The organism is Pseudomonas sivasensis (genome assembly GCF_013778505.1).
Taxonomy (GTDB): domain Bacteria; phylum Pseudomonadota; class Gammaproteobacteria; order Pseudomonadales; family Pseudomonadaceae; genus Aquipseudomonas; species Aquipseudomonas sivasensis.
Genome location: NZ_JAAOWU010000001.1, coordinates 726,103 through 742,067 on the forward strand (window position 1 = coordinate 726,103; position 15,965 = coordinate 742,067).

General features: G+C 60.9%; 15 protein-coding genes, 1 tRNA gene and 1 pseudogene. 9 read left to right on the top strand and 8 right to left on the bottom strand.

Going from position 1 to position 15,965, the window contains the following annotated elements; all coding sequences use genetic code 11:
• Positions 1-16 precede the first annotated feature (16 nt).
• The gene (locus tag G9Q84_RS29690; RefSeq protein WP_181642881.1) at positions 17-364 is read right to left on the bottom strand and encodes a hypothetical protein; all 348 of its coding nucleotides are present in this window, start codon (positions 362-364) and stop codon (positions 17-19) included.
• Here G9Q84_RS29690 and G9Q84_RS03345 point away from each other — a divergent pair.
• The 7 genes from G9Q84_RS03345 (at position 332) to G9Q84_RS03375 (ending at position 8,206) form a co-directional block, all read left to right on the top strand.
• A tRNA-Met gene (locus G9Q84_RS03345) sits at positions 332-408 on the top strand. The genes G9Q84_RS29690 and G9Q84_RS03345 overlap by 33 nt on opposite strands.
• Before the next feature lie 133 nt (positions 409-541).
• Positions 542-1,363: an EamA family transporter gene (locus G9Q84_RS03350; RefSeq protein ID WP_338104068.1), complete on the top strand. Its 822-nt coding sequence runs from the start codon at positions 542-544 to the stop codon at positions 1,361-1,363.
• 99 nt (positions 1,364-1,462) lie between these two features.
• On the top strand, positions 1,463-1,990 hold the full coding sequence (locus tag G9Q84_RS03355) for an RNA polymerase sigma factor (protein WP_099601919.1): 528 nt from the start codon (positions 1,463-1,465) through the stop codon (positions 1,988-1,990).
• A complete protein-coding gene (locus tag G9Q84_RS03360; RefSeq protein WP_181642882.1) occupies positions 1,983-2,939 on the top strand; it encodes a FecR family protein in 957 nt (318 codons plus the stop codon). The genes G9Q84_RS03355 and G9Q84_RS03360 overlap by 8 nt, the downstream gene beginning before the upstream one ends.
• Positions 2,940-3,041: 102 nt before the next feature.
• Positions 3,042-5,483 carry a TonB-dependent siderophore receptor gene (locus tag G9Q84_RS03365; RefSeq protein ID WP_181642883.1) on the top strand — a complete coding sequence of 814 codons (2,442 nt, stop codon included), beginning with the start codon at positions 3,042-3,044 and terminating at the stop codon, positions 5,481-5,483.
• A gap of 147 nt (positions 5,484-5,630) precedes the next feature.
• A complete protein-coding gene (gene ggt, locus G9Q84_RS03370) occupies positions 5,631-7,460 on the top strand; it encodes a gamma-glutamyltransferase (protein WP_181642884.1) in 1,830 nt (609 codons plus the stop codon).
• A gap of 23 nt (positions 7,461-7,483) precedes the next feature.
• Positions 7,484-8,206 (top strand): purine nucleoside phosphorylase YfiH/LACC1 family protein, encoded by a 723-nt coding sequence (locus G9Q84_RS03375; protein ID WP_181642885.1) that lies wholly within the window; start codon positions 7,484-7,486, stop codon positions 8,204-8,206.
• A gap of 57 nt (positions 8,207-8,263) precedes the next feature.
• Here G9Q84_RS03375 and ddlA read toward each other — a convergent pair whose 3' ends face one another.
• Together ddlA and G9Q84_RS03385 are read right to left on the bottom strand one after the other, a co-directional pair.
• Complete coding sequence (gene ddlA, locus G9Q84_RS03380) at positions 8,264-9,358, bottom strand: D-alanine--D-alanine ligase (RefSeq protein ID WP_181642886.1); 1,095 nt, start codon at positions 9,356-9,358, stop codon at positions 8,264-8,266.
• Between the two features lie 43 nt (positions 9,359-9,401).
• Complete coding sequence (locus tag G9Q84_RS03385) at positions 9,402-10,040, bottom strand: LysE family transporter (protein ID WP_095183754.1); 639 nt, start codon at positions 10,038-10,040, stop codon at positions 9,402-9,404.
• Positions 10,041-10,176: 136 nt separating this feature from the next.
• Between G9Q84_RS03385 and G9Q84_RS03390 the strand changes: the two genes are divergently transcribed.
• A complete protein-coding gene (locus tag G9Q84_RS03390; protein ID WP_122764703.1) occupies positions 10,177-10,986 on the top strand; it encodes an AraC family transcriptional regulator in 810 nt (269 codons plus the stop codon).
• A gap of 22 nt (positions 10,987-11,008) precedes the next feature.
• On the opposite strand, the gene G9Q84_RS03395 is transcribed toward G9Q84_RS03390, so the two are convergent.
• On the bottom strand, positions 11,009-12,355 hold the full coding sequence (locus tag G9Q84_RS03395) for an MFS transporter (protein ID WP_099601914.1): 1,347 nt from the start codon (positions 12,353-12,355) through the stop codon (positions 11,009-11,011).
• A gap of 122 nt (positions 12,356-12,477) precedes the next feature.
• Here G9Q84_RS03395 and G9Q84_RS03400 point away from each other — a divergent pair, with 122 nt between their 5' ends.
• Positions 12,478-13,362 carry a LysR family transcriptional regulator gene (locus G9Q84_RS03400; RefSeq protein WP_032886062.1) on the top strand — a complete coding sequence of 295 codons (885 nt, stop codon included), beginning with the start codon at positions 12,478-12,480 and terminating at the stop codon, positions 13,360-13,362.
• Positions 13,363-13,365: 3 nt separating this feature from the next.
• On the opposite strand, the gene G9Q84_RS03405 is transcribed toward G9Q84_RS03400, so the two are convergent.
• The 4 genes and pseudogenes from G9Q84_RS03405 to G9Q84_RS03415 all read right to left on the bottom strand — a co-directional run bounded on the left by G9Q84_RS03405 (position 13,366) and on the right by G9Q84_RS03415 (position 15,759).
• A complete protein-coding gene (locus G9Q84_RS03405) occupies positions 13,366-13,941 on the bottom strand; it encodes a flavin reductase family protein (RefSeq protein ID WP_095183750.1) in 576 nt (191 codons plus the stop codon).
• Positions 13,942-14,001: 60 nt separating this feature from the next.
• Positions 14,002-14,433: a methyl-accepting chemotaxis protein gene (locus G9Q84_RS29695; RefSeq protein WP_371926554.1), complete on the bottom strand. Its 432-nt coding sequence runs from the start codon at positions 14,431-14,433 to the stop codon at positions 14,002-14,004.
• Positions 14,434-14,544: 111 nt separating this feature from the next.
• Positions 14,545-15,318, bottom strand: a pseudogene (locus tag G9Q84_RS29700) (PAS domain-containing protein); the annotation flags it as partial.
• Positions 15,319-15,426: 108 nt separating this feature from the next.
• A complete protein-coding gene (locus tag G9Q84_RS03415) occupies positions 15,427-15,759 on the bottom strand; it encodes a DUF2790 domain-containing protein (RefSeq protein WP_032886058.1) in 333 nt (110 codons plus the stop codon).
• Positions 15,760-15,965 lie beyond the last annotated feature (206 nt).

Consider the following 15,965-nt stretch of genomic DNA (forward strand, 5'->3'; position numbering starts at 1 on the left):
TATTTGCCCAACCGAATCAGACCTCTTGCATGCGCGCAAGAAAGAGCGCCAACCTCCCAAACAGCGCAAAGACCGAGCCCAGTGTGTAAACCCACTTGATGTCATGAGCATCCGCCCGGTGTCCCAGCAGCGCCGCCATTCCGGTAAAACCAAACATCCGCCCGAGCAATCCCCCGGCAATCATCCGCACGTTGCCCAGCCCCATACCTGTGTAGACGCCGCCTACGGCCAGCCAACACGGCCATTTTCGATAAACAATTGAAAGCGTAGAAAAAATCTTAATAAAAATGCTTGACGCATTCCCGTTCTGCGCGAATAATGCGCGCCACTTGGCTACATAGCTCAGTTGGTTAGAGCATAGCATTCATAATGCTGGGGTCCGGGGTTCAAGTCCCTGTGTAGCCACCAAGTACTAAAAACGGCTTACCGAAAGGTAGGCCGTTTTTTTATGCCTGTAGAAAAGTGCTGAGGCATACTCGCAACGGTCTACCTCCACGACGCGGCGCTGAACCCCACAGGACATCCCTTCATGAGCCTTGATGTGTTCGTAATCATCATGCTGGGCGCTGCGCTGCATGCCACGTGGAATGCAGTGGTCAAGGGGGGTGACGACAAGCTGCTGACCACGTGCATGATCGCGTCCTTCGCTTCACTGATCGCGCTGGCGGTCATTCCGTTCCTGGCAGTGCCTGCGACGCAAAGCTGGCCCTTCATCGGCGCGTCGGTGATATTCCAGGTGCTGTATTTCGTACTGGTCGCCTCGACCTACCGCGTTGCCGACATGAGCCAGACCTACCCGATCATGCGGGGCACCGCGCCGTTGCTGGTGGCGACGGCGAGCTTAGGGCTGCTGTCCGAATCCTTGTCCGCATTTGCCTGGCTCGGCATTGCCGTGATCTGCATCGGTATTTTGAGCATGGCAGCAGCCCCTTCAGCCGGTCAGCGTAAAGGGATACTCCTTGCGCTGCTTAACGCGGCTGTCATCGCGGGCTACACCCTCATCGACGGAATAGGTGTGCGCAAATCCGGCGCCCCAGCGGCCTACACGTTGTGGATATTCCTGTTGACCGGCATCCCACTCGGCGCATGGGCATTGGCCCGCCGTCGACGCGAATTCAGCCGCTATCTGGCGCGTCACTGGCGCCCCGGCGTGATAGGTGGCTTCGGAACCGTCGCGTCCTATGGCCTGGCGCTGTGGGCTATGACCGCGGCCCCCATTGCCACGGTTGCGGCGCTCAGGGAGACCTCGATTCTGTTTGGCGTGGTGATCTCGGCGCTGGTGCTCAAAGAGCAGTTGACCCGCGCCCGCATCGTGGCCGCGTGCATCATTGCCGCCGGGGCGATGGTGTTGCGACTGGGCTGACGCGTAGACAAACAAATCTTCCATCACCCTATCAAATGAGACAGCTTCTCATTAGTATGCCCGCTATCCGCGCAATGCAGCATCAAGGTATCAGGGGCCATGGAGACAGGGACGCCAGGGGATCAGGAAAAACTCAGCGCCGTTTTCATCGGGCAGCGCAGTGCGTTAATCCGTATGCTGTCGCGCGTCGTCGGCTGTTCGAGCCAGGCGGAGGACTTGGCCCAGGAAACCTATCTGAAGGTAGCTAAGGCGCTGTACACCCGCCCGATCGAACACTTGAAGCCGTTTCTTTATCAAACTGCGCAGTATCTGGCCTTTGATCATTTGCGCAGTGTGCGCAGTAAAAGGCGCTACGAGTGCCACTTGGCCGAAAGCCTGGTTGTCGAGGTGCCCACAATGGCACCCGGACCGGAGAGCCAGGCTCAGGGCCAGCAGCAACTGCAGCGGTTTCAACAGGTGCTCGCTACCTTGCCCAAACGCCAGCAACAAATCCTGGTATTGCATCGACTGCACGACCTGTCCCAAGGCGAGATCGCCCAGCGCCTGCAGGTGTCGTTGAGTACGGTGGAAAAAGACCTGCGCCAAGCCCTCACTGCCTGCGTCAAGCAAACGACCTACCATGATTGACCGTCCCGTCATTCCCGAAGCAGTACGTGAGCAGGCGGCTGATTGGTTCGCCCTGCGCGATGAAAGTGCGCGCAACCTCATCACCCGTCAGCGCTTTGAGCAGTGGCGCGCGGCCGATCCCCTGCACGCCACCGCCTATGCCGAAGTGGAGACGCTGTGGGAAAACCGCGCCTTCGAACAAGCCTTGAAAGACCTCGCCGTCGACCTTGAATTGCCCCCTTCCCCGGTAACCACCAAGCCTCCCAAGACACGTTTTGTGGCTGCCGCCGCGACCCTGTTGCTCGCACTGGGCATCGGTTGGATGGCCGACGTGCCGATGCGCCTGCAAGCCGATCACATGACCGACGTCGCGCAGCTGGAACGCTTTGACCTGGAAGATGGCTCTCACATCGTGCTGGGCAGCCACAGCGCAATCAGCACCACCTTCGACGGCGCCCAGCGGCGCATCAAGCTATTGCGTGGCGAGCTCTACGTCGAGGCCGCCCACGACTCTAAACGCCCACTGAGCATCGAGACCAACGAGGCCAGCGTGACCGTGGTCGGCACGCAATTCAGCGTCAGCCAGCGAGACTCGGAGGTCACTGTCGCCGTGCGCGAAGGCCAGGTGCGCTTCGCCAACCGCAAGGGCGAGCAGAGCCTGCTGCAGGCGGGTAACTGGCAACAGCTACGAGATGGTCAACTGCAACCGCTGTCCCTGGAAGGCAGTGAACGGCAGATGGCCTGGATCAACGGGCGACTGTCATTCCAGAACGCGCCACTGGTGCAGGTGCTGAAAGAGATCCAGCGTTACTACCCGGCGCCGATCCTGTTATTCAACGATGCCGCCGCCGGTGAGCGGGTCAGCGGGAATTACCAGTTGGACGATCCCCTGGCGATCGTACAGGCGTTGAGTAAAGTCACGTCCACCCACGCCCAGCGACTGCCCGGTGGCATCCTGGTGATTCGCTGACACAGAGCCCCCGATACCTTCGAAAAGTTTTACGGCTTTCGAAGGTTCAACCCGTCAAGAACTTTGCCTTTGCAAATCATTCCTATTTCTAACGGGGCTCACATGCACTTTCCAACACTCAATCCGACCCATGCCCGCAGCATGCTCGCGCTCGCCATCTGCCTGGCGTGCAGCCCGGCGGTTGCGGTGGAGCCAGCAGGCCAGCCAGCCACTCGCGAAGCGGCGGACACCCGCAGCTTCGCGATAGCGCGTCAGTCACTGGTCAATGCCCTGGATCAATTGAGTGTGCAGAGCGGGCTGCAAATTGCCTACGCGGCGGACCTCGCTCAGGGCGTCGAATCGCCCGGCGTCAGCGGCCGCATGACCGCCCTGGAAGCGCTGGCCCAACTGCTCAAAGGCACGCCCCTGAGCTTCGAGCCCAACGGCCCCAACGCGGTGATACTGAACCGCACCGAACAACCCGGCGCGGCCTTGCAACTGGGCACCACCACGGTGATCAGCAACCAACTGGGCACCGTCACCGAAGGCACTGGCTCCTACACCCCGGGGACCATCGCCACGGCTACGCGCCTGGTACTGACGCCCCGGGAAACACCACAGTCCATCAGCGTCGTCACGCGCCAGCACATGGATGACTTCGCCCTCGACAGCGTTGACGACGTGATGCGCCACACGCCCGGCATCACCGTTTCGGCCTACGACACCGACCGCAGCAACTACTATTCGCGCGGTTTCTCGATCAACAATTTCCAGTACGACGGCATCCCCTCGGCCGTGCGCAACGTGGCCTATTCGGCTGGCAACACCCTGAGCGACATGGCGATCTATGACCGTGTCGAAGTACTCAAAGGCGCCTCTGGCCTGCTCAGCGGCGCCGGTTCCCTGGGCGGCACCATCAACCTGGTACGCAAGAAACCCACATCGGAATTCCTCGGCCATATCACCACAGCGGCGGGCACCTGGGATCACTACCGCACGGAAGTGGACGTCAGCGGCCCACTGACCGAAACCGGCAATGTGCGCGGGCGGGCGGTAGCGGCATATCAGGACAACAAGTCCTGGATCGACCGCTACTCCAACAAAAGCTCAGTGTTCTACGGCATCCTCGAATTCGATCTATCGCCCGACACCCTGCTCACCGTGGGCGCCGATTATCAGGACAGCAAACCCAAAGGTTCGACCTGGTCCGGCAGTTTCCCGCTGTTCAACTATTCGGGTGCGCTCAACGACGCCAAGCGGTCTTTCAGTAATGCCACCGACTGGAGCAGTTGGCAGCAATACACCCGCACGGTGTTCGCGAACCTGGAGCACGACCTCGGCGACGGCTGGGTCACCAAGCTGCAACTGGACCACAAGCTCAATGGCTACGATGCCCAGATGGGTGCGATCCAGTTCTACCAGCCGGCAGCGGATGGCACTGCCGACATTAACGCCCAGCGCTACAAAGGCGAGACCACCAGCGATTCCGCCGACCTGTACCTCAGCGGTCCGTTCAACTTCCTCGGTCGCGAACATGACCTGGTGGTCGGCGGCTCCATCAGCACCGCCCACTGGAAGGGCAAGGGCTATTGGGACGAAACCTTCCCCACGGCCAACCTGGTCGACTACTTCAACTGGCACGGCAACCTGGCCAAGCCGGACTGGGGCGTGGCCTCACAAGTCATCGACGACACCATTCGCCAGACCGGCATGTACGTCACCACCCGCTGGAACCTCACCGACGATCTGAAACTGTTGCTCGGCGGGCGCGTGGTCGACTACACCCTGACCGGCACCACCGACACCTACCGAGAGACCGGGCGTTTCATTCCCTATGCCGGGGCCATCTATGACCTCACGGACAACCTGTCGGCCTATGTCAGCTACACCGATGTGTTCATGCCCCAGGAAAGCTACAACCTCGACCGGAACCGCAAGCTGATCGACCCGGACGAAGGCGAGAACTACGAAGTGGGCCTCAAGGGCGAATTCCTCGACGGTCGCCTGAACGCCAGCCTGGCGTACTTCGAAGTCAAGGAAAGCAACCGCTCCCTGCCCGACGATGCATACAACAACCAGACCCCAACCCCGCCCAACTTTGCCTTCAAGGGCACCGACGCGACGACCAAGGGCTATGAACTGGAACTGTCAGGCGAAATCGCCCCCGGCTGGCAGTTGCAGGGCGGCTACACCCACAAAGTGGTGCGCGACGATGCCGGCAAAAAAATCTCGACTTTCGAGCCCGAGGACCAGGTGAGCATGTTCACCATCTACAAGCTCGAGGGCGATCTGGACAAAGTCAGCGTCGGCGGTGGCCTGCGCTGGCAGAACACGGTGTGGCAGGACATCTACAACGGTCCCAAAGGAACGACGGACGCGTTTTCCCAGGAGTCCTACTGGGTGGTGGACTTGATGACGCGCTACCAATTCACCAAAAACCTGTCGACGACGCTGAACCTGAATAACGTATTCGATAAGTACTACTACACCAACGTGGGTTTCTATAACTCCGCCATCTACGGCGCGCCGCGTCACTTCATGCTGACCACCCGCTGGGACTTCTGATCACTTGAGCCACACGGCCTATCCCAGGGTAGGCCGCTTTTGACGCCCTCCTTTGCCACTGTTAGTGTCCCAGCCTCCCCACACACGGAGTGCTCACTGCGACGCACCTGTAAACCGCTGCCCCAAGGACAACAGATCATTCTCAAAATGAACGGAGTTCAGCACGTGCTTTCGATTTCTCGCCGTCAGTTGTCGGTTATTGCCGCAGCCCTGGCCCTTGCGACCTGTCACACCCCGGTCAACGAACAGCCGCCGGCACCGGAGCTGGGCTCGGGCTATCGCACCGACCTGATCACTCAACACGCCGAACGCCATATGGCCGCCGCCGCCAACCCGCTGGCCGCCGAAGCCGGGCGCGAGATGTTGCGCAAAGGCGGTTCGGCGATTGATGCAGCGATCGCCATGCAGGCGGTGTTGACCTTGGTGGAGCCGCAATCCTCCGGCATTGGCGGCGGTGCGTTCATCATGCTGTGGGACGGGAAAAAGGTGCACGCCTATGACGGTCGGGAAACGGCGCCGGCAGGCGCGACGGAGCGGTTGTTCCTGAACGCCGACGGCACACCGATGACCTTCACCGACGCGCAGATTGGCGGGCGCTCGGTGGGTACGCCCGGTGTGCTGCGAGCCCTGGAGATGGCCCATAAGAAGACCGGTCAACTGCGATGGGCCGAGCTGTTTGAGCCAGCGATTCGTTTGTCGGAACAGGGCTTCGCCATTTCACCACGCTTGCACAGCCTGATCGCGGCTGACCGATTTATTGCGCAATCGCCGGAGATGGCCGCCTACTTTCTGAATGCCGATGGCACACCCAAAGCCACCGGCACGCTGCTGAAAAACCCGGCGCTGGCCGCCGTGTTCAAGCGCATCGCCAACGAGGGCCCTGACGCGCTGTACCACGGGCCAATTGCCGATGAAATTGCGCGCAAAGTGCAGGGCAATCGCAATGCGGGCAGCCTCTCCCAGGCCGACCTGAAGGGTTACGCCGCCAAGGAGCGCGAACCGCTGTGCACCGACTACAAACGCTGGAAAATCTGTGGCATGCCGCCGCCGTCGTCAGGCGCGGTTGCGGTCGCGCAGATCCTTGGTACGTTGCAGGCCCTGGAAGCCCGCGACCCGCGCCTGGCTATCGCACCGATGACACCGATAAAAAGCGCGTTGCCTGCCGGGTTTGAGCCGACGCCCGAGGCCGTGCACCTGATCGCCGAAGCCGGTCGCCTGGCCTTCGCCGACCGCGCGCTGTACCTGGCTGATTCAGACTTTACGCCGGTGCCGACCGCCGGCCTTGTCGCGCCCAACTACCTGGCCCAACGCGCCGCGCTGATCGGTGAGCGCAGCATGGGCATCGCCAAGCCAGGCCAGCCTGCGGGCATACAAGTGGCCTATGCGCCGGACCGTTCGCCACTGCGCATTTCCACCTCCCAAGTGGTGGCCGTGGACGACATGGGCGGCGCCGTGTCGATGACCACCACGGTGGAAGCCGCGTTTGGCTCCCATGTGATGGTCCAGGGCTTTTTGCTCAACAACCAGATGACCGACTTCTCATTCATCCCCGAAGAAAACGGTCAGCCGGTAGCCAACCGCGTACAACCCGGCAAACGCCCGCGCTCGGCCATGGCGCCGACCCTGGTGTTCGACCGCGAGAGCGGTGAGTTGCTGGCCACGGTCGGTTCGCCGGGCGGCTCCCAAATCATCGAGTACGTGAGCAAATCCCTGGTGGCCATGCTCGACTGGAACCTCGACCCGCAAGCCGCCATCAGCCTGCCCAACTTCGGCAGTCGCAATGGCGCTACCGAGTTGGAGGCCGGTTTGTTCAGCCCAGGGCTGAAGCAGGCGTTGAAGGACAAGGGCCATGCACTGAGCGAGATCGACATGACCAGCGGCATACAGGCCATCGTGCTCAAGCGGGACGCCCAGGGCAAGGTATCGCTGAGCGGTGGCGCCGACCCTCGACGCGAAGGCGAAGCGCTCGGCGACTGACTTTATTGAACGGAGGTGATCCCTTGCATCAGGCTGAAAATCTCGCTGCCATCCCTGGCATCGACCACGGTTTCTGTTCGATAGATGACCCACTGCGCCCGGATGACGTGTTCATCTGCAAGCAAGTGCACAGCGCCTCAGTGATTGAATGGCAGGCGGGCCAGGTACCCAACACGATCGAGGCCGATGGTGTGTTGACGCACCACGCTCACCCGATCGCGGTGATCACCGCAGATTGCCTGCCCATTCTGTTCGCATCGAAAACGGGCGAACGGGTCGCCGCAGTACATGGCGGCTGGAAGGGGCTGCAACGCGGGATTATCGCCAACGTCATGCAGCGCTTTGCCGCCGAGGGGATACCAGCCAACCAGTTGCAAGTGGGTATCGGCCCTTCGATCAAGCCGTGCTGTTATGAGGTGAGCGAAGGGTTTATCGCCGAGTTCCAGATTGACCAGGGGCACCTGTGGCAACACGGCCTGGCACCGTGGAGCTTGGAGCAACCGGCACCGCTGCGGTCACCGGAAATTAGCCCGCCCCATGCAAGGCAAGCAGGTAGCGCCTGGTTTGACTTGAGCGGCTATGGGTTGTTGTTGCTGCAAGCGGCGGGTATCAAGCGAGAGCAGATCGACGTGAGCGAGGTATGCACTTACTGCACCTCGCCGACGTTTGCCAGCTACCGCAGGAGAACCCATCACCCGGCGGAAGCGAAGACGTTGATTTATTCTTGGATTGCTCGTAAACCCTGACGAACCTACGTCTCACCTTGTGGCGAGCGGGCTCGCCACAGGTATTTATCCCATCCGTTAGCGGCTGATCTTCAAGCCCTTACGCCCCGCATGCCGCTCCAGCGCCAGCTCAATCAGCCGGCTCACCAACTCGCTGTAGCTCATCCCCGCCGCCTGCCATAACTTGGGGTACATGCTGATGCGGGTGAAGCCGGGCAGTGAGTTAATTTCGTTGATCAGCACTTCGCCGTCGTCGGTCAAAAACACATCGACCCGCGCCAAGCCTGCGCAGCCGAGCACGTCAAACGCTTCAAGGGCCAAGCGGCGAATACGCTCACTGGCTTCATGGCTGATATCAGCCGGCACCACCACCTGGGCCGCCTGGCCGTCGATGTATTTGCTGTCGTAGGAGTAGAAACCGCTGCTCACCACGATCTCGCCGCAGCCGCTTGCGACGGGGTTTTCGTTACCCTGCACCGCGCATTCTATTTCGCGGCCGCGCACGGCGGATTCCACCAGCACCTTTTGATCAAAACCCAGCGCCAGTTCAACGGCGGCGTGGTACTCGGCCTCGTTGCCAACCTTGCTCACACCCACCGAAGAGCCCTGGTTGGCCGGTTTGACGAACATCGGCAGGCCGAGTTTATTCACCGCAGTTTCAAAGGAAGTACGCGCGGCGTTGCTGCGGGTCAGGGTAATGAACGGCGTCACGGCAATGCCGGCGTCGCGCAGCAAGCGCTTGCTGATGTCCTTGTCCATGCACACTGCCGAGCCGAGCACGTCGGAGCCGACGAAAGGCAGGTCAGCCATGCGAAGCAGACCTTGCAGGCAGCCGTCTTCGCCGAGGGTGCCGTGGACGATGGGGAAGATCACGTCGATGTGTGCCAGCAGGCCGTTGCCGGAGGTTTCCACCACCTGCTGGCTGGCTTTGCCGGGCACCACCGCCAGTTCGCGGTTGGATTGGTTAAGGGCGATGAGTGCCGGGTTTTCCTGGTTGATCAGGAAGTTCGAGGTGTCGTTGAGGTGCCAGTGGCCGGCCTTGTCGATGCCGATCAGGACCGGCTCAAAGCGTGCACGGTCAAGCGCATCGACAATATTGCGCGCCGACTGCAACGAGACCTCGTGCTCAGCCGAACGACCACCAAAAATAATCCCCACCCGCACCTTGCTCATGACTCGCCTCACTGTTGAAAGTAAGGCTTCTTACCACGGGCGGTCAGCGATTCGCTACCAGATGTGCGCCGAACAACACGTAGCAACCGCCGGCAAAACGATCGAGCCATTTGCGTGAGCGACTGTAGAGGTTGGCCATGCGCGCACTTGAAAACACCAACGCCACGCAGGAATACCAACTGAACGACAAGCTGGCCATGGTGATCACCGCCAGGGTCAAAAGCATCGGCGACGGAGACGGCGGCATGGTGGAGGCGAAGATGGTGGCGACGAACAACGCGGCCTTGGGATTAGACAGGTTGCCCAACAACCCCAGGCGCCAGGCGGAAAACAGCGAACGTCGCGTGTCATCCGGCAATAGGCTCTGGCCCATCGCCGGTGCCGAGCGCTTGAACAGTTTCAGCCCCAGGTAAATCAGGTAGCAGCCGCCGATGATCTTGAACGCCAGGTACAACATGGGGGCGGCGGTAAACAGCGATTTGATGCCCAGGCCACCCGCCAGCCCCCACATGATCGTGCCGGTGGACACGCCCGCCGAAGCCACCACGCCATGGCGGCGCGAACAACTGGCAGCCAACTGTGCCGTGTTGAAGAAGTTGGGCCCAGGCGTGACCACCGCCACCGTCCACAGCAGGGCCAGCGAGACCAGGGGAGCCACGTAGGCGGGGTTGATAACTTCCATTGGGCAGCTCCATCAGCGCAGGGACGAGCAAGGAGCATAGACCCCGCCAATCGCCTGCACAATCGTACAAGACCCCGGCAGACAAGGGTTGCAGACTGGGTTAACGTATTTCCATCTCTTTTTGTGACACGCCACCATGGGCAACCCTAGCCACACTCTCGACTGGCTGCACCGCGCCCCGCATGCCAGCGGCCTGGATCGTATCGAGGCGTACTTTGCGGGCTTTGCGTTCGACCCCCATCGCCATGACACCTACGCCATCGGGCGTACCTTGTCTGGCGTGCAGAGTTTTCACTACCGCGGCGACATGATCCACAGCCTGCCCGGCACGACCATGGTGCTTCATCCCGACGAGACCCACGACGGCCACGCCGGCAGCGACGAAGGCTTCAAGTACCGGATGATCTACGTGGAGCCGTCACTGATTCAGCAGATACTCGGCGGCAAGCCGCTGCCGTTTATCCCCAGTGGTTTATCCACTGACCCAAGGCTGTTCCGCGCCAGCGAAGTGCTACTGCAGAACCTCGATCATCCGATTGACCCGTTGCAGGAACAGGACGCGATGTTCGACCTGGCCCATGCGCTCAACAATGCGTCGGGGGCGATCGTCAGCCGTAAGACCTTCGATTACGTAGCCGCCGAGCGCGCCCGGGAGTTTATCCACAGCACCCTGGGCCGCAGCATCACCCTGGACGAAATCGCTGATCACGCTGGCCGCGACCGCTGGGCATTGTCGCGGGATTTTCGCGTGCTGTTCGGCACCAGCCCCTACCGCTACCTGACGATGCGCCGCCTGGACCTGGTGCGCAGTCTGCTGGCGCAGGGACAGTCGCTGGTGGACGCCGCGCTGATCGCCGGCTTCACCGACCAGAGCCACATGACCCGGCAGTTTCGCAGCACCTACGGCATGCCGCCGTCCCGGTGGGTGAAGATGCTCGGGCGCTGAGTCAGCGTTTTAAACATGCACTCTAAATGTGGGCTTGCTGTGATGAGTTCGACATGGGATGGCGCTCTTTCAGCGCCAGCACCAACACCGCTCCCACCAGCGCAATCGCCGCACTCCACCACAACGCCAACTCGATCCCACCCGCATTGGCCACCGACACCAACACCGCCAACCCCAACGCGCCACCAATCTGCTGGCTGGTAGACGCCATCCCCGCCGCCACGCCCTGCTCCCCAGGACGGATGCCTAGCCCGGCTGCCACCCACATTGCCGTCCACGTCATGCCCTGGCCAATGCTCAGGATGAAAATCCCCGGCAGCAGCGACCAGAATCCCACCCCGGTGGGCAATGCCCAACACACCAGCGCAATCCCCACCGCGCCGGCCAATTGCCCGCTGACCAAGGTGTTGCGCAGCCCCAGCCGCGCCATCGAGCGTTCCGCTAGCCAGATGCCAAATGTGCACACCAAGGTTGCCGGCAAAAACGCCAAGCCCGCTTGCAAGACGCTGTAGCCGTAGACCTGCTGGTAATACAGCGCCAGGAAGTAGTACTGCACGCCAAAGCTGCTCATGAACACTGCCGTCAGTACCATGGCCATGCGCAATTCTCGATAAGCCAGCAAGCGCAGCGGCATCAGCGGATCGCGGCCGCGATGTTCAATCCAGGCGAACAGCCCCAGCAATGCCACAGCCAAGGCGATACAACCGAGGGTCGACGGTGCCGCCCAGCCCCACTCGGGGCCTTGCACCAGGGAAAACACCAGCAACGTACCGCCGACGGTCACGGTCAGCGCGCCGCTGATATCGAAATTACGGCCGTGGGCCCGCGCGCCATCGGCAGGAATCCAATAACGCGCCGCCCATGCACAACCGCCAGCCAACGGCACGTTGACCAGAAACACCGCCTCCCAACCCCACACCTGGGTCAGCACACCGCCGAGCAAGGCGCCGAGCGCCAACCCCGCGGCTGACGCTGCGCTCCATACCGCGAACGCACGGTTGCGTGCCGGACCTTCGGCGTAGTGGGTGTTGATCAACGCCAGGGTCGCCGGGAACAAAAGCGCGCCGCCCACGCCCTGCACTGCTCGCGCCAGCACCAGCAACACCGCGCTGCCGCCGACCACTGCCGCCAGCGACGATAGCGCATACAGCGACTGGCCCACGCGATACAGGCGGCGCTTGCCCAACAAGTCAGTGGCACGGCCACCCAGCAACAAGAAACCGCCAAACGCTACGCTGTAGGCACTGACCACCCACTGCAATTGCTGGGCAGAGAAATCCAAGTGAGTGCCGATCTGCGGCAGCGCCACAAATACGATGGTGGCATCAAGGGCGATGATCAACTGAGCGGTGGCCAGTAACGCCAGCATCCAGCCTGAAGGTCGTGAGGGAGACATCACAGCGTCCTGTCCGAAAATGAAGTGCCGCCAGTGTCTTTTATGCGGGCCAAGTGATAAATAGCCCTACCACTCTTTCAGTAATGACTTTAATCATGGATCTGAATGCTGTTCGCCTACTGGTCCGCGTGGCCGAAGCCCGCAGTTTTACCCGTGCGGCGGGTGATCTGGGGCTCACTCAGTCAGGCCTGTCCCGCGCCATCTCACGCCTGGAAAACGAATTGGGCGTGCGCCTGCTGCAACGTAATACGCGCAGCGTCAGCCTGACCCCCGATGGTCAGATGCTCTACGAGCGCAGCGCGCCGCTGCTGGCGGAACTGGCCGAAACCGAAAAGCTGATGCTCGACCGTCGCTGCAGCCCATCGGGCCTGTTGAAAATCAGTACACCTTCATTGTTCGGCCGCAAGGTGGTGATGCCGGTCATCGGCGAGTTGACCTTGCGTTACCCCGAGTTGCGCATCGAAGCCGTGATGACCGACCGCCTGGTGGATATCGTCGATGAAGGCTTCGACGCGTTGTTGCGCACCGGAGAAATCCAGGACCAACGCCTGATCGCCCGCAACCTGGCACCCCTGCGATGGATCACCGTTGCCGCACCCGCCTATCTGGCGCGCTTTGGTACTCCGCAGACAATTGATGAACTCAAGGACCACCACTGCCTCACCGTGCGCAACTTACGTACCGGCCGTATGGTGGATTGGCAATTCATGATCGACGGCAAAGTGCAGGACGTCAGTGTCGAGGGGCGGCTGATCTTTGATATCGGTGATGCGATGGTCGACGGCGCCGTGGGAGGCTTTGGCATTGCCCAGGTAATGGATTTCGCCGTGCGGGATGACCTGGCCACAGGACGCCTGGTGCCAGTATTGGAGACAGTCGCCGGGCGCAGCCGGGGCATCTCGTTGGTCTACCCGCCATCCCGGCAGTACTCGCCAAAATTGATGGCGTTTGCCGAGGCGCTGGCAAACGCACGCTGGTGAGGCTTAGAGCTGCCGCCCCACAATCGGCTGGCCGATGCTCAGGAAATTGCCGCCGGCTACATGGTGCAAAGTGCGCAACTCATCATGACCTTCAAAGTGCCAGTGGCCTTCACTGAACACCCGCTCGTCGGCATAGGCCGCGACCACTTCGCCGAGGAACAGGTCATAGGTCTGCTGGTTGTGGGGTTCGGGAAGCAGGCGACATTCCAGCCAGGCTACGCAGCCTTCCAGCAAGGGCGCATCGGTGTGTTCACCGCTGAAGGTTTGCAAGCCATACGTGGCGAACTTGTCGCGCTCGGTGCCGGTGGTATTGCCGACTGTCTGAACCAGGTCGGCCTGGGCCGCGCAGGGCACCTGCAGCACGAACGTGCCGGCGCCTTCCAACAGCTGACGGGTCCAGGTGGCCTTGTCCAGCACCACAGCGACTTTCGGCGGTTCGAAGTCCAGCGGCATGGCCCAGGCCGCCGCCATGATATTGCGCTGGCCGTTGTGGGCCGCACTGACCAGCACGGTCGGGCCGTGGTTGAGCAAGCGATAGGCCTTGGACAGCGGAACGGGGCGGCAGTGGGCAGGGCTCATGGAGGATCGGCTCTTCTAAACGGAAAAAACCTACGATACCTCAAGCATGAGCCCTACGGGTCAGGTCGACAGTTGGTTAGCGAATTGCCCCACAGCGCTGACCACCTTCTGTGCGCCGTCCTGGATCTCCACAATCACCGTGCCCGCTTCCGCCGCCAGGGCCAGACCTTGCTCGGCTTGCAGACGGCCGTCGGTCATCAGGGCTACCGCATCGCGGGCCATGTCCTGGTTCTGACGCACCACACCGACGATTTCCTCGGTGGCTTTGCTGGTACGCGACGCCAACTGGCGGACCTCATCGGCCACTACCGCAAAACCGCGGCCCTGCTCGCCGGCGCGCGCCGCCTCGATGGCCGCGTTGAGCGCCAGCAAGTTGGTCTGCTCGGCGATGCCGCTGATGGTCTTGACGATGGTGCCTATCACCTGGGATTGCGCGTTCAGCGCCTCAATGCCTTCACCGGCCTGTTGCATGTGCGTAGCCAGATCGCGCATCACTTCCACCGCCTGAGTCACCACCGTGGTGCCGCGTTGGGCGCTGTTGTCGGTTTGCAGGGAGGTGGTGTACGCAATGTTCGCGGCGTCGGCCACCGTTTGTTCTCGGTTGACCTGATCGGTGATCACCGTAGCGAACTTGACCACTTTGTACAGGCGTTCATTGGCGTCCATCACCGGGTTGTAGGTAGCTTCCAACCACACCACATGCCCACGGCTGTCCACACGTTTGAAGCGCGCGGCGACGAACTCACCGTTGTTCAGACGATTCCAGAAGTTCTGGTACTCGGCGCTGTTGTACTCCTGCGGCTCACAGAACATACGGTGATGTTTGCCCTGGATCTGCGCCAGGCTGTAACCCATGCCGCCGAGGAACCGATCATTCGCGGTGAGCACATGGCCGCCCAAGTCGAACTCGATCACAGCGGTGGAACGCACCAGTGCAGTAATCAGGTTTTCATGCTCGCGCGATGCTTCGATGGTGCGGGTCAGGTCGCTGGCGTAAATCGAAAAATGCTTGATGCGCCCATCGGAACTGCGCACCGGCTGCACGATCGAGCGCAGCCACACTTCCAGGCCATTGCCACGCATCAACCGCACAGTGCCAGCGAAGTGCTCGCCACGTCGCAGTGCGTTGTTGAAGCGCTGCTGGAACTCATCCCTGCGTACATGAACTGGCACCAAATCTTCGATGGGGCGCCCCACAATATTGCTCGACTGGTAAGCCAGCTCCTGCAGGAAATTGGCATTCGCCCATTCCACCCGACCTTCGGCGTCCAGCGTCAGGCACAACATTTCGCTTTCCAGGCTCTCCTTAACCTGCTGCAAGCTGGACAATTCTTCGCGAAGAGCCGACAGCTCCTGCTTCAAACGGGTGTTGAACATTGGTCACCGATGGTCAAATGGAGAAAGAAAGATCTGACATGCATCGGCCCTGCGGAGCCTTTCTGAAGCGTACTTTAGTGTCATTCTCGACTCTTTTTTTTGACGCCATTAACTGCCGTTATTTCGACACACGCCCATGACTTGATATTCCAAGGTAGTGAGTGTTCCGCTGGAGTCCTCATAGGTCATGCGCGAGGGCACAGGGTTACAGGCGCGGATCGGCGGTGTGACGTTGACCACCTTGGCAATGTCCAGGTCCATGCCATAGCGATACACCTGCACCTGGGGCGCGGGTTTGCCGTTTTTCTCCGCGTAGGCGGCCATGGCTTTTTCATTGCGCTCCATCATTCGGTCAAAGGTGCGGTCACCGCCGCCTTCGGCCAGTGCCCCGAATGACAACGTAGCAATCAATACACCCAAGCCAATGCGATAAAAGTTCATGGTTAATTCCTCGACTGAAAGTTCAGTGCCGAGACTAACCAACCCACCCTGTCACGATGTTCACCAGAACATTACTTATTTGTTAGGCGGCAGGGAGTTTCCAGAATTGTAATGTTCAAGCCATCCAATCGTTATCCACGGTTTGCAACTATCAGCCCGGGCCAAATCAATAAGAACGCCCACCTCCATAAGAAGCTGATAACTGC